The following is a 21,263-nucleotide window of genomic DNA, read 5'->3' on the forward strand; positions in this document are numbered from 1 at the left end:
TCCGTGAGACCAGCCCCCAGAAATGCTTCTAACCTACTGAACTGCATGGCAATATAGCGAATATCGCCATTCACCCAGATAGTGCCATGCCCAACGTCAAATTCCGTGCCAGTCGCCGCACCCTCACCAGCCACGCCGGGCTGTCCATCATCGGGCAGTGCTTCGAGATCGCTGGCGTCGATAGCATCGACGGGCGCTTCCCCACCACGCTGGGCATGCGCACCAGCGATGTGGTCAAAAGCTACCTGGGCCTGCTGTGTCTGGGCATGAGCGACTATGACGCCATCGAAAACTTCCGCCGCGACAAGCCCTTCCAACAGCTGCTGACCCTGCAAAAGGTGCCGAGCACGGCGACGCTGCGACAGCGGCTGGAGAAACTTGCCGCCAACGACCTGCAGGCGCGCACCGCCACCTGGTCCACGACCCTGCTGTCACTGATCGAAGCACCGATCACCGCCGAGACGACGCACGTCTGCCTGGACATCGACACCTTCGTCATGGACAACAGCAACTCGAAGAAGGAAGGCGTTTCGCGGACTTACCAGAAGGTCGATGGCTACACCCCGATCGCCGCCTATCTGGGCAACGAAGGGTGGTGCCTGGGTCTGGAACTGCGTCCTGGCAAGCAGCACACCATGAAGGAGAGCAACGCCTTCCTGGAGCGGGTACTGCCTCGCGCCCAAGGCCTGACCGAGCAACCGATCCTGTTACGCGAGGACAGCGGCTTCGACAGCCAGGCGCACCTGGCGCTTCTCGAACAGCAGCGCCAGGTCTTTGCCGACGAGGGGCGCCGGCTCGACTATGTCGTCAAATGGAACCCGCTATGCGACGTCAACTACTTTGGCCGCTTGGCGACAATTAAAATGGCCGGTTGGGTGGGGTAGTTGTCGTCAGTCCGACGACCCAGCTTTTCCTCCTTGTAATTGTCGTTGATAAGCACGCTTACGGTAGCTCTCCCCGCTCAGCTCCATCAGCGTGGCGTGGTGCACCAACCGGTCGATGGCAGCCACTGCCATCATGCTGTCGGGGAAGATACTGTCCCAGGCGCTGAACGGCTGGTTGGCGGTGATGATCAGGCTGGCCGACTCGTAGCGATGGGCGATCAGCTCGAACAGCACTGACGTCTCGGCCTCGCTGCGTTGGACGTAGCCGATATCGTCGATCACCAGCACGGCGTACTTGTCGAGCTTGATCAGGGCGTCGCTCAGGCGCAGTGCCTGCTTGGCAGCCTGGAGCTCCTGGACCAGGCTTGAGGCGGTGGCGTAGCGCACCCGGTAACCCTGGTCGACCAGCGTATGCCCGAGCCCGGCCGCCACGTGGCTCTTGCCGACGCCGGAGGGCCCAAACAGCAGCAGGTTGTGAGCCTGGTCGACCCACTGCGTGTCGCCGGCCAAGGCGCTCAGTTGCCGGCGCTGCTCGGCCGCGATGGCGTCGAACTCGAAGGACTCCAGCGTCTTGCCCACCGGCAGCCGGGCCTCCTTGAGGTGCCGGGCCAGCCGGCGTCGCTCACGCTCGGCCAGCTCGTGCTCGCATAGGGCGGCCAGTGTTTGTGGCAGGCTCCAGTTTTCGGCTCGGGCGCGGGTTTCCAGCTGGGGCCAGCAGGCGGCCATGGTGGGCAGGCGGAGCTGTCGCAGTAGCAGCGGCAGCGTCTGGGCATCAGGCATGGCAGCCCACCTCTGTGGTCGGCACGCTGGGCACCAGATGGTTGTAGCTGGCGATGTCATGCTGAGTCACCTGGGGGAAAACCAGCGTGGCGCTCGGCGTGGCGGCGAAGCGGGCCTGGAGCTCGGCCAGCGTCGGGCTCTTCCCGCGCGCCAGGGCGCCCAGCCAGTAACTGGCGATCGCCTCGGCCTGGTCCTGCTCGGCGGCCAACGCCAGAGCGCCAACGATGCGCTTGCAGGCCTCGGCGACCGGCAAGGCGGCGGTCAGCCGGGCGTACAGCTCGCGCCACTCCGCACTCGGCAACAGGTCGTCGCGGAACGTCAGCCCCGCCAGCGCCCGGGGCTTGCGGACCAGCCAGCCGATCACATGGCGGTAATCGATGACCCGCAACCGGCCGCTTTCCGGCGTGGCATGCAGCCGCCTCAGCGTCAGCAATGCTTGCTGTGCGTGATGCAGCACCAAGCGATCATCGTAAAGGTGCACCCGCAGGTTCTCGCCGATCAGCCGGGACGGCACCGAGTAGAGCACCTTGCGCACCTGGATGGTGCTGGAGGTAGTGACGCGCACCGTCACCTCGCTGTAGTCGGTACCGGGCCGGCTGGGCAGTGGCTGCAGCGCGCCACGCTCGACGGTGATCCGGGCCGCGTTGCGGCGGTTGATCGCGGTGGTCACCTCATCGAGGAAGGCCTGGTAGTCATCGAGGCTAGCGAAGTCCTGGGAGCCGCGCAGCGTCAGGCGCTGTTGCAGACGCCGCTTGAAGTGGCCATGCGGCGACTCGATGCTGGCGTTTTCATGGCCGCGCCCTGGGTTATTACGGGTGGCCGTCATGCCGTAGTGAGCGCACAGGGCAGCATAACGCTCGGTGAGGTCGGCTTCCGCCTCCCGGCCGAGGTTGCGGAAGGCCGCCGACAAGCTGTCGGTGCGGTGCTCCGCGGGGACACCGCCAAGCCGCTCCAGCGCACGGGTCAGGCCTTCAGCCAGCGCCGGGTAGCTCTCGCCACCGAGCACCACCCGGACATAACACCAGCCGCTGTAGGCCAGGCGGAAGTGGTAAAGCCGGTGATCAAGCAGCTCCCCTGCCACGGTAATGACAATCCCCTTGAGCTCGGTGAAGTCGGAGAGGCCGCGCAGCCCGGGGCCATGGGTTTGCGGGAACATTACCTCTTTCTCCGGGCCATGCGCGGCTCGCCAGCCCTTGACCCGGCGCTGCAGGGTTCGCAGCAGGCTGTCCGGGTACTGGCCGGGGTGCTGCTCCTGCAACCACTCCAGCAGGGTCAGTGCCTGCAAGCCCGGGGCGGCGGCCAGCTGGGGGACGAGCGTGGTCTCCCACACATCGGCGAAGGGGTCGGGCCGGGTTCGCCAGTGTCGTGATGCCTGCGGCTCGGAGGACTCGGCCCGGCGTTCGAGGCGGCGAGCGGTTCTAACGGAGAGGCCGGCCTTGGCGGCGGCGACCTCCTGGGTCTGGCCTTGTTGACGTTGCGACATATAGAGCGTGACCTGTTGGCTGGTGACCGCCATACCGGCTCCCTGGTGGGTCGGGACAAGCGGTCAAGCTTAGGGCAACCGGTCACAGTAGTTGTCGTCGGCCGGCCAGAGTAATTGTCGCTCTATACCCGCGCGGCTCGGCCACGGCCGATCAGGATACCTGGTTGGCTGTGGCGGCGGACTACTGGGAAGAGCTGCGTCCTGGCAAGCGCCAGGCGCTGTGGACGCAGACCGTCTCGATCCACGACGACAACAAGACCGAATACGTCGTCCAACGCGTGATGCGCCTGGTCGAGCGCACCGCCGATCGCGATGGCCAGTTGCTGCTCGAACCGGACTATGAGTTGGAAGGCTGGTGGACCAGCCTGGACGAGGCGCCGGAGGCGGTGATCAAACGCTACCAGGCGCATGCCACCCACGAGCAATTCCACAGTGAGATCAAGACCGATCTCGACCTGGAGCGGCTGCCGTCGGGCAAGTTCGCCACCAACGATCTGATCCTGCACCTCGCCCAGCTGGCCTACAACATCCTGCGGCTGATGGGGCAGCTGGGCATGACCGGCGAGCTGAGCCCGGTGCGCCATCCCGCCAAGCGGCGCCGGATCCGCACCGTGCTACAAGAGCTGGTGCATCGTGCGGCGCTCGTGGTTCAAAAGGCGCGGCAGATCATCCTCGACTTCGGGCAGGACATCGGACGCATGACGGTATTGAACACCTTGCGAAGCCGCCTGCGCTATCCCCGAGGCAGGCCATGCTGATCGTCTGTCGTACAAAGGCACCACGCAGAGAGCTGACGGTCATCGGCAGCCAGTATCACCGTGTCCGGCGGGTAGAAATGCCTGTCAAAATGGGCTGCTCTCGTCGGTCAGCGTCGCCATGGTTGGTCCTCCCCGGGATGCGTTCAGCGGTTGAGACGGAATCGGCGGTCAAAAAAATGCTCGCTGGCGGTGATAGGGGAAGTGTCGGCGCTGGCTTCACGGAATCAGGATCCACTTATTGTATGGTTGAACAATTTAGATCCAAAACAGCTTTCCAGTTGAGAGATTCTGTTGGCCACTGTGGCCCTAGAAGTTCCAAGGGAGGCTGCAGCATGCGCGATCCTTTTGCATCTATGCAGTGCCAGAAAGTACTCAAGATCTTCCTGGCAAAGGATCAAGGAGGCATCCCCAACGTTGCCTGCAGGTGAGCCACCTTTCGTGACGCTTGGCTGACATTGTGGTTACGGTTTCGTGGCCATCGACTCTAACCTGGATATTGCATCAGACATGAAAAAGGCGGCTGAAAATCGGTTATGATTCAAGGGCCTAATCCAGAATCAACCGCTACAGCCGCCATGACAAAATGTACCACGCCGTCCACTTCCTTTCCACGCTGCAAAGGCCGTCAGGTCATCGCCCGTTTCGATGGCGGTGATGTCACCTCCGACGGCGGTATCCTGCTGCTGCGGCAGCTCGATCGCGAGATGGGCCTGACCCGCGCCGTCGCTCGCCGGCTCAGCGACGAGCGCGACCCGCAGCGCTGCCTGCATCGCACCGAAACCCTGGTCCGGCAGCGCGTTTTCGGCCTGGCGCTGGGCTATGAGGATCTCAATGACCACCAGGCCCTGCGTCACGACATCGCCTTGCAGACCGCAGTCGATACCGATGGCGTGCTGGCCAGCCAGTCCACCTTGTGTCGCTTCGAGCAGCAGGCCGATCGAGACTGGGCGGTTACCATCCACGAGGAGATGATCGAGCAGTTCATCCGCTCGTTCCGGCGGCCACCCAAGAAGCCGCTCTACCTCGACTTCGATGCCACCGACGATCGGGTGCATGGCCAGCAGCTCGGGCGGCACTTCAACGGCTACTACAACCACTACATCTTCCTGCCGCTGTTCGTGTTCTGTGGCGACCAGCTGCTGGTCAGCTACCTTCGTCCGGCCTCGCTGGATGCCGCTCACCACGCCGGTGCCATCCTCGCCCTGTTGGTCCGGCGGCTGCGCCAGGCGTGGCATGAGGTGAAGATTGTCTTCCGAGGCGACAGCGGCTTCTGCCGTCCGCTGATTCTCAACTGGTGCGACCGCCACGGCGTCGATTACATCATCGGCCTCGCCGGCAACAAGCGCTTGGCCAAGCTGGCTCTGGACATCGACTACACGTCGGCTATCCGCTTCGAGAAGAGTTGGGAGAAGGAGCGTGTCTTCGGCTTCATCGAGTACGCTGCCAAGAGCTGGAAGGAGCGTCGACGAAAGGTCATCGTCAAGTCCGAGACCAGCCGGCGTGGCTTCAACACCCGCTATGTGGTCACCAGCCTGCGCGGCTGCAGCGCCGAGTGGCTCTATGACCACCGCTACTGTGCCCGGGGCGAGATGGAGAACCGCATCAAGGAGCAGCAGTTCCTGTTCTCCGACCGCACCAGCTGCCACGAATGGTGGCCCAACCAGTACCGACTGCTGCTGTCGGGGTTGGCCTACCTGCTGCTGGAGCGGCTACGCCGGATTTACCTCAGGCGCACCGCCTTCGCCCAGGCCCAGGTCAACACCCTCCGCCTGAAGCTGCTGAAGATCGGCGCTGTCATCACCCGCAACACGCGCACGATTCGGCTGATGTTGAGCAGCCAGTACCCGGAGCAGGACCTCTTCCTGAAGCTGGCCAACAAGCTGGTGCCCGGATAGCGCCGCGGCGTGCTGTCCCCGGCACAGAAAACACATGGGGGTTGGGGGCAGTGCGTCCTGAGCGCAGAAAATTGATCAATAAATAGCCAATCTCAAGCCCGTAGCGCCATCGTCTTCACCGAGCCTGAGATCTGGGAGCGTCTGGTCGGCCCGGTGCAACATCCGGGCTAACGCACTGATTCTCTGCTAGTGACTCTCTCTGTGGCGGTTAGCCCCTTGCTTCACGAAGGCGCACTGTCACGAGATCATCATTGTCTAGACAACTGCCTTTAACCTGATGCCCCGACACTGATGCCATTCCCAAGAGGAGAGGCATCATGTCGATTCACAGCATCCTGGTCGATCGGGTCAGCAAGACCTTCGGCCAGCGCCCGGTCCTTCGCGACGTCGGCTTTTCGGTATCCCCCGGTGAGATGGTTGCCCTGGTAGGTCCCTCGGGTTCCGGCAAGTCCACCCTGATGCGCCATATGGCCGGCCTGACCCGTGCCAACCGCGACAGCCACAGCCGCATCCAGGTGCTCGGCCGCGACATTCAGCGCGCCGGCCGCCTGTCTCGCCGCACCCGCGAAGAGTGTTGCCGTACCGGCTACATCTTCCAGCAGTTCAACCTCGTCGGCCGCCTGAGCGTGCTCACCAATGTGTTGATCGGACGCCTGGGCAGCATGCCACGTGGCCGTTCCCTGCTGGGCCGCTTTACCGCCGCTGAAGTCGACCAGGCGCTGCGGGCCCTGGCCCGGGTCGGCATCGACGCCTTGGCCCATCAGCGCGCCAACACCCTCTCCGGCGGCCAGATGCAGCGCGTGGCCATCGCCCGCGTCTTGATGCAGGACGCCGACATCATCCTCGCCGACGAGCCGATCGCTTCGCTGGACCCGCGCAGCTCCCGCGAAGTGATGGAGATCCTGGCCCGCATCAACGCCGAGGATGGCCGCACCGTGCTGGTCACCCTGCATCAGGTGGAGGTGGCCCGCCGTTTCTGCCCGCGCACCATTGCGCTGAAGGAGGGCCGGCTCTATTTCGATGGCCCCACCAGCGATCTCACCGATGCGCGCCTCGAGGCGCTCTACGCCAACGCCGGCCTGGATGAGCTGCACGCCAGGCCGGCTCCCCAAGACATCGGCAACGCCATCGGGGCGTTGGGGTAGTGCCCCGCGCCCCGGCCACTCAAAACGTGACACACCACTGAATGCTTGCTTGCCCCCAAGGAGAATTGTCCATGTCCCGCTTCCCCCTGCGTCGTTTCGCGCTGCCGCTGGTCGTCGGCGCCAGCCTGTTCGCCAGCCAGCTGACCCTGGCCGACGAGGCTCTCAACTTCGGTATCATCTCCACCGAGTCCAGCCAGAACCAGGCCGACCAGTGGCAGCCCTTCCTCGACGACATGTCCCGCGAACTGGGCCGTGAGGTGAAGCCCTTCTTCGCCACCGACTATGCCGCGGTCATCCAGGCCATGCGCTTCGACAAGGTCGACCTGGCCTGGTACGGCAACAAGTCCGCCATGGAGGCCGTCGACCGTGCGGGTGGCGAGATCTTCGCCCAGACCGTGGCCCACAACGGTGCCCCGGGCTACTGGAGCCTGATGATCACCCACCGCGACAGCGACCTCGACAGCGTCGAGGAGATGCTGGAGCGCGCCGACGAGCTGGTGTTCGGCAACGGTGATCCCAACTCGACCCGCTGGTGTGGCGCACGAACCTGCCCGAAGAGCTCAAGGCCGACCTGAGCGAGTTCTTCTATTCCTACGGCGAGACCGACGCCCAGCGCGAGATCCTCGAGCCGCTGCAGTGGCTACGTTTCGACGAGTCGAGCAACGACCAGCTGCTGCCGATTCGCCAGCTCGAGCTCTTCAAGGAGCGTGCCCAGGTGGCCAAGGATGACAGCCTCTCCAGCGAGCGGCGCGATGCCCTGCTGGCGGAGCTGGATGCCCAGCTCGACGCCCTCAACCAGCGCATGGAAGAACTCCAGGCCAGCGCCGACGACGCGCCGGCCACCGCCATGGCCAGCCAGTAATCCTGACCGCCTTGCGTCATCACGAGGGGCCGCGCCGGCCCCTCATCGGGAGTCTCCATGAACATGCAACACGCTACCCTCGAGGCCCAGTTGCCACGGCGCCGCTGGAGCACGCTGATCGGTTGGGGCCTTACGCTGGCGGTGCTTGGCTGGGCCTGGCAGGGCGCCGAGATGCAGTCGGGCCAACTGGTCGCCAACGCCGGTAACATGGCCGAGCTCGCCGGCGACTTCATGCCGCCGAGCCTGGGCAACCTTGGCCACTACATCGACCAGATGCTGGTCACCATCCAGATCGCCATCTGGGGCACGCTGCTCGCGGTGATCTGCGCGGTGCCCTGTAGCCTGCTCTCGTCAGAAAACCTCGCCCCCTGGTGGATCCACCAGCCGATGCGGCGCCTGATGGATGCCTGTCGCGCCATCAACGAGCTGGTCTTCGCGATGCTCTTCGTGGTCGCCGTGGGCCTGGGGCCCTTCGCCGGCACCCTGGCGCTCTTCGTGCATACCACCGGGGTGCTCGCCAAGCTCTTCTCCGAGGCCGTGGAGGCCAGCGATGCCGGCCCCATGGAGGGCGTGCGGGTCACTGGGGCCGGGCGCATCGAAGAGATCATATTCGGGTTGATTCCCCAGGTGCTGCCGCTGTGGATCTCGGTGAGCCTCTACCGCTTCGAGTCCAACATCCGCTCGGCCACCGTGCTGGGCATGGTCGGCGGTGGCGGCATCGGCGTCGCGCTGTGGGAAACCATGCGCGGCTTCCAGTACACCGAGACCGCCACCATCCTGCTGGTGATCATCGTTGCCGTGACCCTGCTCGACATGATCTCGCAACAGGTTCGCAAGCGCTTCATCTGAAGCGCTTCTTTTCAGGAGCCGACATGTCTAGACAAGTGCTTCGCGAACCCCGCTACCAGGCCCTCGCCGACACCCTGGCCCAGGAGGTACGTACGCACTTCCAGCCCGGCGAATGGCTGCCCGGCGAGACCCACCTGGCCAGGCGTTTCGGCGTCAACCGCCACACCATACGCCGGGCGCTCGATGAGCTGGTGCGGGCAGGACTGGTGACTCGCCACCAGGGCCTCGGCACCCTGGTCGTCGACCGCCGCCTCGACTACGCGGTGAGTGCCGCCAGCAAGGTCACCCATCACCTGGCCGAGCGTGGCATCGCCTCGCGCACCGAGTGCCTGCACCAGGCCATGGCGCCGGCGCCGGAGGGCGTGGCCGTGCGCTTCGGCCTGGCCACGGATTCACCCCTGATCGCCGTCGACACCCTGCGCTGGGTGGATGAAATCCCGTTGATGCGCCTGCGCCACTGGTTCGATCCCGAGCGGGTGCCTGGCTGGCTTGAACGCTATCGCGGCGGCTCCACCCGGGCGCTGCTGGACCAGCACTACGGCCTGCGCCTGCACCGCCAGCGCGTGCGCATCGAGGCCAGCGGCGCCGAGCGCGACGACCAGCGGCTGCTGCGCTGTGCCAACCAGACCCCGCTGCTCCAGCTGACCAGCGACAACGTCGATGCCGACGGTGTGCTGGTCGAGGTCTCGATCAGCCGCGCCCGGGCCGACCGGCTCGCCTACCACATCGATTTCCCCGACTCACCGACCGACGAGGTGTCTTCATGACCTCTGCACGACGTCAGCGCATCCTCGCGCTGACTCCCTGTGAACGCCTGGCCGAGCAGTGGGCTCGGCTGGGGATCGCCCCCGACTACCGCTGCGTGCGCGGCCCCGAGGTGGGCATGGCCATGGTGCGTGGCCGCATCGGCGGCAGCGGCAATGCCTTCAACCTGGGCGAGATGACGCTGACCCGGGCCAGTGTCCAGTTGACCGACGAGGGTGGCAAGGCCGCCGCAGCCGACACGGCGCTGGGCCATGGCTGGGTGAAGGGGCGCGCTCCTCGTCATGCCGAGCTCATCGCCCTGGTGGACGCCTGTGCCCAACGCCGCGACTGGCAGGCCGCCATCGAGGAGGGGCTGGTGGCCCCGCTGGAGCAGGCGCTCGACGCCGAACGCCATGAACAGGCCCGGCGGGCCGCGGCGACCCGGGTCGATTTCTTCACCATGGTCAGGGGAGAGTAACCATGCGCTGGAACGCCTTCGACACCCCCGTGCACGACAGCCAGCGGGTCTATCGCCAGCTACTCTCGGCGATGGCCGAGCCCGGCACCCTCGCCGAGGTGAGCGGGGCCCCGCTGCCGCCGCCCGAGGCCGCCATCGGTACCGCCTGCTGGGCCACGCTGCTGACCCTGTGTGATCTCGACACCCGGGTCTGGGTGGCCCCCGAGCTCGATGCCGCCGGCATCAACGAGGCGCTGGCCTTCCACTCCGGGGCGCGCCTGACCGAGCGCGCCGATGAGGCCGACTTCGCCCTGGTCACCCCGGCCACCCCGGCCGGGCAGGGCGGGGCCCCCGCCTTCCAGGAAGGCAGCGATAGCTACCCCGACCGCAGCACCACCCTGGTGGTGGTGCTCGACTGCCTGGAGGCCGCCGGCCCCTGGATGCTGAGCGGTCCCGGTATACCTGGCCGGCGGCAACTGGACGTGGGCCAGGGCGGTGAGGCGCTGATGACGCGGCTCGCCGCCAATCGCGCCCGCTTCCCGCGCGGGCTCGACGCCATCCTCACCTGCGGCAGCCGGCTCGCCGCCGTGCCCCGCAGCACCCGTATCATCCGTTCTGTTGCAGAGGAGGTCGACGCATGTATGTCGCCGTGAAGGGGGGCGAGCAGGCCATCGCCAACGCCCACCGCTGGCTCGCCGATCGTCGCCGTGGCCCGCGCGAGACGCCGGAGCTCGCCGTCTCCCAGGTCGAGGGGCAACTGCGCCTGGCCGTCTCCCGGGTGATGGCCGAGGCCTCGCTCTACGACCCCGAACTCGCCGCCCTTGCCATCAAGCAGGCCAGCGGCGACATGGTCGAGGCGGTCTTCCTGCTGCGTGCCTATCGCACCACGCTGCCGCGCCTGGCCGAGAGCGTGCCGCTGGACACCGCGGGGATGCGTATCGAACGGCGCATCAGCGCCACCTACAAGGATATTCCGGGTGGCCAGGTGCTGGGCCCGACCTATGACTACACCCACCGCCTGCTCGACTTCCTGCAACTGGCCAATGCCGAGGTGACGCCGCCGGCCGTGGCCGAGGAGACCCTGGACGCCTGTCCCCAGGTGCTGGAACTGCTCGATGCCGAGGGGCTGGTCGAGCGCGAGGAGGATGACGGCGCCGAGCCCTACGACATCACCCGCGACCCCCCCGACTTCCCGGTGGACCGCGCCACCCGCCTGCAGATGCTGGCCCGCGGCGACGAGGGCTACCTGCTGGCACTCGGTTACTCCACCCAGCGCGGCTACGGCCGCAACCACCCCTTCGCCGGCGAGATCCGCCTGGGCAGCGTGGAGGTCGAGATCGCGGTCGAGGAGGGCGTTGATCCGCTGTGCATCGGCGAGATCGAGATCAGCGAGTGCCAGATGATCAACCAGTTCGGTGGCTCGCGGGAGACCGCGCCCCAGTTCACCCGCGGTTATGGCCTGGCCTTCGGCCACAACGAACGCAAGTCCATGGCCATGGCGCTGGTCGATCGTGCCCTGCGCGCCGAGGAGCTGGGCGAGACGGCCACCGGCCCCGCCCAGCAGGCGGAGTTCGTGCTGGCTCACGCCGATAGCGTCGAGGCGGCGGGCTTCGTCTCCCACCTCAAGCTGCCGCACTACGTCGACTTCCAGTCGGAGCTGGAACTGCTGCGACGGCTGCGCCGCGAGCACGCCACGCGCCACGAGGCCTCATCCAGCGCCCCCGCCGAGACGCCCGCAGAGGAGCCCCAGGCATGAACGGCTACAACTTCGCCTACCTGGACGAACAGACCAAGCGCATGATCCGCCGCGGCCTGCTCAAGGCGGTGGCGATCCCCGGCTACCAGGTACCCTTCGGTGGGCGCGAGATGCCTATGCCCTATGGCTGGGGCACCGGCGGCATGCAGCTGACCGCCAGCGTCCTGGGCCAGGACGACGTGCTCAAGGTGATCGACCAGGGCGCCGACGACACCACCAATGCGGTCAGCATCCGCGCCTTCTTCGAGCGCGTGGCCGGTGTCGAGACCACCACCGCCACCGCGGAGGCGGATGTGATCCAGACCCGCCACCGCATCCCCGAGCAGCCGCTGCGCCAGGGGCAGCTGTTGATCTTCCAGGTGCCGATCCCCGAGCCGCTGCGCTTCATCGAGCCAAGCGAGGAGGAGACCCGGCTGATGCACGCCCTGGAGGAGTATGGGGTCATGCACGTCAAGCTCTACGAGGACATCGCCCGCCACGGCCACATCGCCACCACCTATGCCTATCCGGTCAAGGTGGACGGGCGCTACGTCACCGATCCCTCGCCGATCCCCAAGTTCGATAACCCCAAGCTGCACATGAACGAGGCGCTGATGCTGTTCGGCGCCGGGCGCGAGAAGCGCCTCTACGCCATCCCGCCCTATACCCGGGTGGAGAGCCTGGACTTCGAGGACCACCCGTTCGAGGTCCAGCAGTGGGACGCCCCCTGCGCCATCTGCGGGGCCCGCGACACCTTCCTCGACGAGGTGATCACCGACGACCAGGGCGGGCGCATCTTCGTCTGCTCCGATACCGACTACTGCCAGTCACGCACCGAGGAGGTGGCATGAAGCGTCCCGACCTTGATCGCGCTACGCTGCTCGAGGCGCGCGGCGTCTCGCGACTCTACGGTCCCGGCAAGGGCTGCGAGGCCATCGATATCCGCCTGCACCGCGGCGAGGTGCTGGGCATCGTCGGCGAGTCCGGTTCCGGCAAGTCGACGCTGCTACGCCTGCTCGCCGGGATGGAGCGCCCCGATGCCGGCCAGGTGGTCTATCACGCGCATGAAGGCGAGCTCGACCTCTACGCCATCGGTGAGGCCCGTCGCCGGGCCCTGCTGCGCATGGAGTGGGGCCTGGTGCACCAGAACCCTCGCGACGGCCTGCGCCTGGGCGTCTCGGCCGGCGCCAACATCGGCGAGCGCCTGATGGCGCTGGGCGAGCGCCACTACGGGCAGCTGCGCGCCGCCGGCCAGGACTGGATGGGGCGCGTCGAGCTCGACCCGCGGCGTATCGATGACGCCCCGAAGACCTTCTCGGGCGGCATGCAGCAGCGCCTGCAGATCGCCCGCACCCTGGTCACCCGCCCCAACCTGGTGTTCATGGACGAGCCCACCGGGGGCCTGGATGTCTCCGTGCAGGCCCGGCTGCTCGACATGCTGCGCACCCTGGTCCGCGAGCTCGGCCTCTCGGTGATCCTGGTCACCCATGACCTGGCGGTGGCTCGCCTGCTGGCCCACCGCCTGATGGTGATGCGCCGTGGCCAGGTGGTGGAGACCGGCCTGACCGACCAAATCCTCGACGATCCCCAGCATGCCTACACGCAGCTGCTGGTGTCGTCGGTCCTGACCTCGTGAGGAGGCCCGCCATGACATCCCTGACGCAACCTTTTCTCAGCGTCGACGCCCTGCACAAGGCCTTCGTGCTTCACGGCCAGGGGGGCATGACCCTGGAGGTGATGCGTGACCTGTCGCTGACCCTGTCGCCCGGCGAGTGCCTGGTGCTCGCCGGGCCCAGCGGCATCGGCAAGAGCACGCTGCTCAAGATGCTCCACGGCAGCTACCGCGTCACCGGCGGCACGCTGCGCCTGCACTTTGATAGTGACGGGCAGGAGGACGGCGACCTGGCGCTGGAGACCTTGCCGGCCCACGCCTGGCACACCCTGCGGCGCGACGTGATCGGCTACGTCAGCCAGTTCCTGCGCGTGGTGCCGCGGGTGCCGGCGGTAGAGGTGGTGATGGAGCCGCTGCTGGCCCGTGGCGAGGACGCGGCCGTGGCGCGCGCGCGGGCCGAGGCGATGCTGGCCCGCCTCAACCTGCCCGAGCGCCTGTGGAGCCTGCCTCCGGGCACCTTCTCCGGCGGCGAGCAGCAGCGGGTCAACATCGCCCGCGGCTTCATCGCCGAGCATCCGCTGTTGCTGCTGGATGAGCCCACCGCCTCGCTGGATGCCGCCAACCGTGAGGTGGTGGTGCAACTGATCCAGGAGGCCAAGGCGCGCGGCGCGGCCCTGCTGGGCATCTTTCACGACGAGGACGTGCGCGACCGCGTTGCCGACCGCCTGCTGCCCCTGACGCCGCATATGGGGGCGGCGCTTGCCACCATGCCAGCCAATGATGAGGAGATTCGCGGATGAGTGCTTCCGAACAGGTGCTGACCAACGCCCGGCTGGTCCTCGACGACGAGGTGTGCCGGGGCTCGCTGGTGATTCGCGACGGACGCATCGCGGCCGTGGATCGTGGCGCCACCGGCGTGGCCTCCGCGCTGGACTGCGATGGCGACTACCTGATGCCGGGTCTGATCGAGCTGCACACCGACAACATGGAGAAGTATTTCCAGCCCCGCCCCAAGGTGGCCTGGCCGGGACGTTCCGCGGCGCTTGCCCATGACGCCCAGATGGCCGCCAGCGGCATCACCACGGTGTTCGATGCGCTCTCCATCGGTGACATCGACGAACAGAGCATGCGCGAGGGCGCACTCAAGCAGATGGTCGGTGCGCTGCAGGCGATCATGGACGACGGCATGGCCCGCATCGACCACCGCCTTCACCTGCGCTGCGAGGTCTGTCAGCCGGCCACCCTGGAGCGCTTCGAGTCGCTGGCCGATTCGTCGCTGCTGGGCCTGGTGTCGCTGATGGATCACGCCCCCGGGCAGCGCCAGTTCGTGAGCCTCGACGCCTACCGCACCTATTACCAGGGCAAGCACCGCATGAGCGACGAGGCGCTGGAGACCTTCATCGAGAAGCAACTGACCAATAGCGCCCGCTACAGTAGCCCCAATCGTCAGGCGATCGCCGCGGCCTGTCACCGGCGTGGCCTGGCCCTCGCCAGCCACGACGATGCCACCATCGAGCACGTGGCCGAGAGCGTGGAGTACGGTACCCGCGTGGCGGAGTTCCCGACCACGCGCGAGGCGGCCGAGGCCTCCCACCGCCACGGGCTGGCGGTGATGATGGGCGCACCCAACGTGGTCCGCGGCGGCTCCCACTCCGGCAATATCGCCGCGGCGGAGCTGGTCGCGCTGGGCGTGCTCGATGTGCTCTCATCGGACTACTACCCGGCGGCGCTGCTGGATGCCGTCTTCCGTATCGCCGACATGCAGGGCGGTTACTCGCTGCCTAAGGCCGTGGCCACGGCCACCCGCACCCCGGCCCAGGCCGTTGGCCTGGAGGACCGCGGGCGCCTGGCCAACGGCTTGCGTGCCGACCTGCTGCGCGTGCGGGTCGTGGACGACCACCCGCTGGTCCAGCGGGTGTGGTGCGCCGGACGGCAGGTGCACTGATGGGCCGGCTGATCTATCTGGTCGGGGCCAGCGGCGTGGGCAAGGACACGCTACTGGCCGCTACCCGCCAGCGCTATCCGGAGTGGCTCGTCGCCCACCGTTACGTGACGCGGGAGAGCGGGGCCTCGGAGAACAGCGTCGCCCTGACACCAGAGGAGTTCCTGGCCCGACAGCGCGCAGGCCTGTTCGCCCTGAGCTGGGAGGCCCATGGCCTTCACTATGGATTGGGGGTCGAGCTCGACGCCTGGCTGGCTCGCGACCGAGTGGTGCTGGTCAACGGCAGCCGGCGTGCCTTGCCATCGGCCAGGGCGCGTTTCGGTGCGGCGCTGGCGCCGGTGGTGATGACCGCCGCGGACGAGGTGCTGCGTGCGCGGTTACGCCGCCGTGGGCGCGAGGATGAGGCCGAGATCGAGGCCCGCCTGGCGCGCCATCGCGAGCTGCGTGATGCACTGCCGGAGCTGCCGCGCCTGGATAATGGGGGGCCACTGGATGGCACCCTGACAGCCTTGGAGCGGCTGGTGGAAGGGGAGGTCATGGCGTGAGGTTTCGCTTCATCGGCACCGGCGACAGCGCCCAGGTGCCTTGCTTCGGCTGTGATTGCGTTGTGTGTGCCCGGGCGCGGGTGATCGCCAGCGACCGGCGCGGGCCCTGCGGCGCCGAGCTCGAGGTCGATGGGTACCGCTACCTGCTGGATGCAGGGCGGATGGACCTGGCCGAACGCTGCCAGCGGCAGCGCCCCGAGGCCATCCTGCTCACCCACTACCACCCCGATCACGTGCAGGGGCTGTTTCACCTGCGCTGGGGGTGTGGCGAGTCGATCCCGGTCTATGGCCCCAAGGATCCCCAGGGGTGTGCCGACCTCTATCGTCACCCCGGCGTACTCGACTTCCGGGTGCCCCTCAAGCCCTTCAAGCCCCTGTCACTCGCGTCGCTGACGGTGACGCCGGTGCCGCTCAACCATAGCAAGCCGACGCTGGGCTACTGCCTGGATGATGGGGAAGGGCGGCTGGCCTACCTGACCGATACCTGTGGCCTGCCGGGGGCGACCGAGCGCTTCCTGCGCGAATGGCAGCCGGACGTGGTGGTGCTGGACTGCGGCTACCCGAGTCGCGTGACGGAGCCCCGCAACCACAACACCCCGGCGCTTGCCGTGCAGATCATCGAACGACTGGCGGTGCCGATGGCCTACCTGACCCACATCGGCCACGAGCTCGACCGGGAGCTGCATGAGGGGGCGTGTGCCTTGCCGGCCAACGTGCAGGTGGCGAAGGATGGCGAGGAGCTGAGCCTGTAGAGGCGGGGCAAGGGTTGGGGGTGCGGCGCCCTCCCTTGCGGCCGCGAGCTCTGGCCGCTGCCAGGCCAGCCAGGGTCCGTTCCCGGATCAGGCTATGCTCGAACTCGGCCAAGGCGCCAAAGATATGGAACACCAGCTTGCCGCCGGCGCTGGTGGTATCGATCGCTTCAGTCAGAGACCGGAAGCCCACACCGCGCTCGTTGAGGTCGTGGATCAGCTCCATCAGGTCCTTGAGCGAACGAGCCAGCCGATCGAGCTTCCATACCACCAGGGTGTCGCCGTCGCGCAGGGTACGCAGGCAGGCCTGCAGCTCGGGACGCTCCCGCTTGGTACCGGTGACACGCTCCTCGAAGACCAGCTCGCAGCCGGCCTCCTCGAGCGCATCACGCTGCAGCTGGGGATTCTGGTCCTGCGTGCTAACGCGAGCGTAGCCAATGATCATGCAAAGCCTCCCTGCTGTTCAGCGTCGAGGTATGCCCGGAGTTCACGTAAGGCGGATAGCCCACCATGGCGCAGGTGCTCCATTGGTGCCCTGCCCTGGAAGAGCGCCCCTGATTGGGGTGATGTAGCCACCGACACTGGCGATCGGCCGACTGAAACAGGGTCTCCAGCGCCGAGTAGATCCCCAGCAGTAGAGGTGCTCGCTCGCGTTGCTCTCCATCCAAAGCTGCCCGGGAGGGATCGCTCGACCATGCACAGTACGTCGCCACCCCCCAGCCCCAGGAGAGCCGCCACCTCCTCATCAGAACACCCCACTCGCGAGCAATTCTCGGCATTGTCCGCAGTACAGCCGCGCTAATAGCAGCATGATTGTCATGTGCCTCCCAATCCTCGAGGCCCACTGGCTCAAACGGCTCCTGGTACCCCTGCACCGAACCCTTCAGGCGATCTCGGGGGTTATCGGGGGTAGCTCCCTCAACAGCATGGCTCGGCGCTCCATCTTCCTCGTTTCATCACGGCACCTCACAGAAAACAAACCCTCTTTTTCTTTGCATCATGGCCATGAATTATACTCGAGACAATAATTGACCATAATTTCCTCTCACACCCACCGTGACACCAGAGGCTGAGCCAGATGCGGACTGTACCGATCCATACCCTCGAAGGGGATCAGGTAGTGTGCCTACCGGCTGACATGGCTTATGAAGGCGTAGAGGAGTTGGCCATCTCTCGGAAGGGGAACGTGGTCACCCTGCGTCCTGTGCGTCCCTCGTGGACGACCTTCCTGGAGCTGCCGAAGGCAGAGGATACGTATCTTCAGGAGCGCCCCGCCGTCGTGGGTGACGCCTACTCCCCGTCGTTCTGACGGAGCCGTTCCGACACCTGATAGCGCGTGCTGCGACCACCTCCGGGAAGCTTCACCAAGCAACCCTTCTCGACCAGCCCAGCGAGGTGACGGGTGGCGGTTGCCTTACTGACCTTGGCGACTTTCTGGTACTGCGACGCACTGATGCCGTGTTCGAAGCCTCGCTCACCGCCATCCAGCAGGCGGTTCAGCACTGTCACCTGCTCAGGCAACAGGCCGGCCGCCCTGAAATTCTGCCAGAAGTGGGCCTTGGCCAGTGTCCGCTCTACCTTGTCCAGGACATCCAGCAAGGTGGCATCCAGAATCTCCAGGAACCAGACAAGCCAGGCCGTCAGGTCTGGCGTGCCATGCTGGCTCGCTTCCAGGCGGCAATAGTAGTCGGCGCGGCGCTTCAGGATGGCCGCCGACATGGCATACAGGCGGATACTCTGCTGATCCGCCTGCGCCAAGGCGCGATCGGCGATGGCCCGAGCAATCCGGCCGTTGCCATCTTCAAACGGATGCAGCGTCACAAACCAGAAGTGTGCCATGCCCGCCCGAACCAGGGGATCCAACTCGGGGTCATGACGGCTGGACTCGAACCACGCGAGGAACTGATCAACCTCATGCTCCAACCCCTCACGCGGCGGTGCCTCGAAATGCACCTTGGGACGATCGAGGCGACCCGAGACCACCTGCATGGGCTCCACCCCGCGCCACTGCCCGGGCCTTAGCGTCGTCAAGCCGGCGTCAGCATCAGGGAACAACCACCGATGCCACTGAAACAGCCTCTTGGTGTCCAGCGGCGTGTCAGGCTTGAAGGTGGCATCCAGCATTAGCTCCGCCAGGCCTTCGGAACGTGGTGACGTCACCCCCTCTGCTTCCTCCACGCCAAGGCGCCGGGCCAGGGATGAGCGAACTGACGCCACATTGAGCCGCTCCCCCTCGATGGCCGAGGAGGTGACGATATTCTGCAATAGCGTATCCAGAGCGGCTCTTGCCTCAGCGTCCTGGTCATCCGCGGATGTCAGGGCTCCCGACCGTCCCAGCAAGATGCCGAGATCCCTCCTGTCAGGCGACACGTAAAACTGACCCCCAGGCGACACGGAGAACTGACCCCTCCGTAAGCTCATCAGGAGGGTCCGCCCATGAAGAAATCCGGATATAACGTTCCCCACACTCAGGTACGAGGGGAACCGATGCAGAGCCCAGAGGATGTCGCCGCCATGCTGCGCCTGAAGGCCTGTGGCTGGGGGACGAAACGCATCGCCGATGAACTCGGTGTCAGCAGGAACACCGTCAAGCGCTACCTGCGCCAGGGCGGCTGGGCGCCCTACGCGAGCCCGCAGCGCAGCAAGTCGCTGGAAGGGCTGGAGGAATGGCTGAAGGCCCGCTTCCTGCAGCATGCCGGCAACGCCGCCGTGGTCCTGCAGGACCTGCAGCTCGAACACGGCGTCACGGTCAGCCTGCGTACGGTGGAACGCGCCTGCGCGCCCTTCCGTCAGGCCCTGGCCGCCGAAGCCAAGGCCACGGTGAGGTTCGAGACTCCGCCCGGGAAGCAGCTCCAGATCGACTTCGGCAGCCGCCACATCACCATCAATGGGGAGTCGGTCAAGGTCTTCCTGTTTGTCGCCACCCTGGGCTACTCCCGCCGCCACTACGTCCGCGCCTTCCGGCACGAGCGGCAGTCGGCGTGGTTCGCCGGCCTGGACGGCGCCTTCCGCCACTTTGGCGGCGTGCCGGAGCAGGTACTGCTGGATAACGCCCGGGCGCTGGTCGATCACCACAACGCTGCGACCCGCGAGGTGGTGTTCAACGAGCGGCTGGCGACCTTTGCCCGCTACTGGGGGTTCCGGCCGGTGGCCTGTGCGCCGTACCGCGCCCGCACCAAGGGCAAGGACGAGCGTGGCGTCGGCTATGTGAAACGTAACGCCATCGCCGGCCGGACCTTCGCCTCCTGGGCGGCGCTGGAGGCCCACCTGATCTGGTGGATGCGTGAGATCGCCGACCAGCGGGTCCACGGCACCACCGGCGAGCTGCCAGCGGTGCGCTTCACTGCCGAGCAGGCCAGCCTGCAGCCGCTGAACGACCGGGCGCCCTTCGAGCAGGCCCGAGAACTGAACCGTCGGGTCCAGCGCGATGCCACCGTGGAGGTCGACACCAACCGCTACAGCGTGCCCTGGCGCCTGATCGGTGAGCCCGTCCAGGTCAGCGTGACCGACGGCGAACTGCGGGTGCATCACGCCGGCCGCGAGGTGGCCCGCCACCCGGAGCTGGGCGGGCGTCGCCAGGTGCGCTGCCTGCCGGAGCACCTACAGGGCATTGTCGGCTACCGGCCGCCCAAGGCGGACACCGGAGGCGCCGTGTCGCCCAGCGAGGTCGTGGCAACCTTGCCATCGGCGGCAGTTCCGCCGGCCGCGCTGCAGCGCGACCTGACTGAGTACGACGCCGTGGTGGGAGGTGGCTGGTGATGACGACGCCAGACATCGAGCGCCTGGACGCCATGCTGACGCGTCTCAAGCTGACCGCCATCCGTGAGCGGCTCGACACGCTGCTCGACGAGGCCGCACGCCGGGAGTTGACCCTGCGCGAGACGCTGGCCTACCTGTGCGAACAGGAGGTGGCCCACAAGGAACAGCGACGCATCCAGATGGGGCTGAGCATCGCCCGCTTCCCGTTCCTGCGCACCCTGGAGGGCTTCGACTTCAGCGCCCAGCCTGCCGTGGATCCCGGCCAGATCCGTGAACTGGCCTGCGGGCGCTGGATCGCCAACGGCGATGCCCTGCTGCTGCTGGGCCCGCCGGGCGTGGGCAAGAGCCACCTCGCCGTGGCACTGGGTCGGGAAGCAGTCAAGGCCGGCTACTCGGTGCTGTTCACCACCGCCACGGCACTGATCACCCAGCTGGTCCAGGCCCATGCCAACGGCGCCCTGGAGGAGCGGCTGAGGCACTTCGCCAAGCCCAAGCTCTTGATCATCGACGAACTGGGCTACCTGCCGCTGGAGCCGGGGGCGGCCAACCTGTTCTTCCAGCTGGTCACCCGGCGTTACGAACGCGGAAGCCTACTGGTGACCAGCAACCGGGCGGTCAGCGAGTGGGGCGAGGTGTTCGGTGACGCCGTGGTCGCCACGGCGATCCTTGACCGACTGCTGCATCACAGCCACGTCATCACCATCCGCGGCGACAGTTACCGACTGCGTGCCAAACGCAAGGCCGGGCTGATCAAGCCCGACACCATCCACCATCACGAGCAGGTCGTCAGGTAAGGGGGTCAGATTTCACTGTCGCCAGGGGGTCAGTTTCTGATGTCGCTTGACAGGTCGATCAGCTCGGCCCGTGTCTGTGTCTCGGATTTAGACATGTCTAGCATCCTCCCTGGCGATGAGGAAGTCCTGGCTACCTGCAGCTATTTTCCCGGCCAGGAGCGCGGACACGTTGCCGCAGGTGTAATTATCGCGGATGCCGTGGCTGAAGACCTTTTTTTGAGTACTCATTTGTCACCCAATTGATGGGTGCGGCGCCACTTTGTTCCACGC

21 protein-coding genes and 3 pseudogenes are annotated in these 21,263 nt (G+C 66.5%); 19 read left to right on the forward strand and 5 right to left on the reverse strand.

Features of this window, described 5'->3' with window-relative positions:
* Positions 1-86: 86 nt before the first annotated feature.
* Positions 87-821 (forward strand): annotated as a pseudogene (locus tag NFH66_RS06130) (IS1380 family transposase); the annotation flags it as partial.
* Positions 822-890: 69 nt separating this feature from the next.
* Here the strand turns inward: NFH66_RS06130 and istB (NFH66_RS06135) are convergent.
* Together istB (NFH66_RS06135) and istA (NFH66_RS06140) are read right to left on the reverse strand one after the other, a co-directional pair.
* Complete coding sequence (gene istB, locus NFH66_RS06135; RefSeq protein WP_133483961.1) at positions 891-1,664, reverse strand: IS21-like element helper ATPase IstB; 774 nt, start codon at positions 1,662-1,664, stop codon at positions 891-893.
* Entirely contained in the window at positions 1,657-3,180 is a 1,524-nt protein-coding gene (gene istA / locus NFH66_RS06140; RefSeq protein ID WP_502878638.1) for an IS21 family transposase, read from the reverse strand. Before istA (NFH66_RS06140) ends, istB (NFH66_RS06135) begins: the two co-directional genes overlap by 8 nt.
* An 80-nt stretch (positions 3,181-3,260) precedes the next feature.
* On the opposite strand from istA (NFH66_RS06140), the pseudogene NFH66_RS06145 reads away from it, so the two are divergent.
* Positions 3,261-3,905 (forward strand): annotated as a pseudogene (locus tag NFH66_RS06145) (transposase); the annotation flags it as partial.
* Between the two features lie 224 nt (positions 3,906-4,129).
* On the opposite strand, the gene NFH66_RS17740 reads toward NFH66_RS06145, so the two are convergent.
* The gene (locus NFH66_RS17740; RefSeq protein WP_502878639.1) at positions 4,130-4,303 is read right to left on the reverse strand and encodes a helix-turn-helix domain-containing protein; all 174 of its coding nucleotides are present in this window, start codon (positions 4,301-4,303) and stop codon (positions 4,130-4,132) included.
* Between the two features lie 177 nt (positions 4,304-4,480).
* On the opposite strand from NFH66_RS17740, the gene NFH66_RS06150 reads away from it, so the two are divergent.
* The 15 genes from NFH66_RS06150 to phnP all read left to right on the forward strand — a co-directional run bounded on the left by NFH66_RS06150 (position 4,481) and on the right by phnP (position 16,443).
* A complete protein-coding gene (locus NFH66_RS06150) occupies positions 4,481-5,800 on the forward strand; it encodes an IS1380 family transposase (RefSeq protein WP_349608085.1) in 1,320 nt (439 codons plus the stop codon).
* A gap of 317 nt (positions 5,801-6,117) precedes the next feature.
* Positions 6,118-6,945 (forward strand): phosphonate ABC transporter ATP-binding protein, encoded by an 828-nt coding sequence (phnC, locus tag NFH66_RS06155; RefSeq protein WP_349609169.1) that lies wholly within the window; start codon positions 6,118-6,120, stop codon positions 6,943-6,945.
* A 71-nt stretch (positions 6,946-7,016) separates the two neighbouring features.
* On the forward strand, positions 7,017-7,520 hold the full coding sequence (gene phnD, locus NFH66_RS06160) for a phosphate/phosphite/phosphonate ABC transporter substrate-binding protein (protein ID WP_349609171.1): 504 nt from the start codon (positions 7,017-7,019) through the stop codon (positions 7,518-7,520).
* On the forward strand, positions 7,478-7,807 hold the full coding sequence (locus tag NFH66_RS06165) for a hypothetical protein (RefSeq protein WP_349609173.1): 330 nt from the start codon (positions 7,478-7,480) through the stop codon (positions 7,805-7,807). The genes phnD and NFH66_RS06165 overlap by 43 nt, the downstream gene beginning before the upstream one ends.
* 57 nt (positions 7,808-7,864) lie before the next feature.
* On the forward strand, positions 7,865-8,656 hold the full coding sequence (gene phnE, locus NFH66_RS06170) for a phosphonate ABC transporter, permease protein PhnE (RefSeq protein WP_349609175.1): 792 nt from the start codon (positions 7,865-7,867) through the stop codon (positions 8,654-8,656).
* Positions 8,657-8,679: 23 nt separating this feature from the next.
* Positions 8,680-9,423, forward strand: a complete 744-nt coding sequence (phnF, locus tag NFH66_RS06175) for a phosphonate metabolism transcriptional regulator PhnF (protein ID WP_349609177.1) — start codon at positions 8,680-8,682, stop codon at positions 9,421-9,423.
* Positions 9,420-9,878 carry a phosphonate C-P lyase system protein PhnG gene (gene phnG / locus NFH66_RS06180; RefSeq protein WP_349609179.1) on the forward strand — a complete coding sequence of 153 codons (459 nt, stop codon included), beginning with the start codon at positions 9,420-9,422 and terminating at the stop codon, positions 9,876-9,878. The genes phnF and phnG overlap by 4 nt, the downstream gene beginning before the upstream one ends.
* Before the next feature lie 2 nt (positions 9,879-9,880).
* Positions 9,881-10,510 carry a phosphonate C-P lyase system protein PhnH gene (gene phnH / locus NFH66_RS06185; protein WP_349609181.1) on the forward strand — a complete coding sequence of 210 codons (630 nt, stop codon included), beginning with the start codon at positions 9,881-9,883 and terminating at the stop codon, positions 10,508-10,510.
* On the forward strand, positions 10,495-11,613 hold the full coding sequence (locus NFH66_RS06190; protein ID WP_349609183.1) for a carbon-phosphorus lyase complex subunit: 1,119 nt from the start codon (positions 10,495-10,497) through the stop codon (positions 11,611-11,613). Before phnH ends, NFH66_RS06190 begins: the two co-directional genes overlap by 16 nt.
* The gene (locus tag NFH66_RS06195) at positions 11,610-12,443 is read left to right on the forward strand and encodes an alpha-D-ribose 1-methylphosphonate 5-phosphate C-P-lyase PhnJ (protein ID WP_349609185.1); all 834 of its coding nucleotides are present in this window, start codon (positions 11,610-11,612) and stop codon (positions 12,441-12,443) included. The genes NFH66_RS06190 and NFH66_RS06195 overlap by 4 nt, the downstream gene beginning before the upstream one ends.
* Positions 12,440-13,228 carry a phosphonate C-P lyase system protein PhnK gene (gene phnK, locus NFH66_RS06200; RefSeq protein WP_349609187.1) on the forward strand — a complete coding sequence of 263 codons (789 nt, stop codon included), beginning with the start codon at positions 12,440-12,442 and terminating at the stop codon, positions 13,226-13,228. Before NFH66_RS06195 ends, phnK begins: the two co-directional genes overlap by 4 nt.
* Before the next feature lie 11 nt (positions 13,229-13,239).
* Entirely contained in the window at positions 13,240-14,004 is a 765-nt protein-coding gene (gene phnL / locus NFH66_RS06205) for a phosphonate C-P lyase system protein PhnL (protein WP_349609188.1), read from the forward strand.
* Positions 14,001-15,149, forward strand: coding sequence for an alpha-D-ribose 1-methylphosphonate 5-triphosphate diphosphatase (locus NFH66_RS06210; protein WP_349609189.1), 1,149 nt, complete (start codon positions 14,001-14,003; stop codon positions 15,147-15,149). The genes phnL and NFH66_RS06210 overlap by 4 nt, the downstream gene beginning before the upstream one ends.
* The gene (gene phnN, locus NFH66_RS06215) at positions 15,149-15,691 is read left to right on the forward strand and encodes a ribose 1,5-bisphosphokinase (RefSeq protein WP_349609190.1); all 543 of its coding nucleotides are present in this window, start codon (positions 15,149-15,151) and stop codon (positions 15,689-15,691) included. The genes NFH66_RS06210 and phnN overlap by 1 nt, the downstream gene beginning before the upstream one ends.
* Positions 15,688-16,443: a phosphonate metabolism protein PhnP gene (phnP, locus tag NFH66_RS06220; RefSeq protein WP_349609191.1), complete on the forward strand. Its 756-nt coding sequence runs from the start codon at positions 15,688-15,690 to the stop codon at positions 16,441-16,443. Before phnN ends, phnP begins: the two co-directional genes overlap by 4 nt.
* A gap of 49 nt (positions 16,444-16,492) precedes the next feature.
* On the opposite strand, the pseudogene NFH66_RS06225 reads toward phnP, so the two are convergent.
* Positions 16,493-16,885 (reverse strand): annotated as a pseudogene (locus NFH66_RS06225) (recombinase family protein); the annotation flags it as partial.
* Between the two features lie 845 nt (positions 16,886-17,730).
* Positions 17,731-18,861 (reverse strand): Fic family protein, encoded by a 1,131-nt coding sequence (locus NFH66_RS06230; RefSeq protein WP_502878640.1) that lies wholly within the window; start codon positions 18,859-18,861, stop codon positions 17,731-17,733.
* Positions 18,862-18,876: 15 nt separating this feature from the next.
* Between NFH66_RS06230 and istA (NFH66_RS06235) the strand changes: the two genes are divergently transcribed.
* Together istA (NFH66_RS06235) and istB (NFH66_RS06240) are read left to right on the forward strand one after the other, a co-directional pair.
* Positions 18,877-20,199 carry an IS21 family transposase gene (gene istA / locus NFH66_RS06235; protein ID WP_502878641.1) on the forward strand — a complete coding sequence of 441 codons (1,323 nt, stop codon included), beginning with the start codon at positions 18,877-18,879 and terminating at the stop codon, positions 20,197-20,199.
* The gene (gene istB, locus NFH66_RS06240) at positions 20,199-20,993 is read left to right on the forward strand and encodes an IS21-like element helper ATPase IstB (RefSeq protein WP_349609192.1); all 795 of its coding nucleotides are present in this window, start codon (positions 20,199-20,201) and stop codon (positions 20,991-20,993) included. Before istA (NFH66_RS06235) ends, istB (NFH66_RS06240) begins: the two co-directional genes overlap by 1 nt.
* The last annotated feature ends 270 nt before the right edge of the window (positions 20,994-21,263 follow it).

Source organism: Halomonas sp. H10-9-1 (assembly GCF_040147005.1).
In the GTDB taxonomy this organism is placed as follows: domain Bacteria; phylum Pseudomonadota; class Gammaproteobacteria; order Pseudomonadales; family Halomonadaceae; genus Halomonas.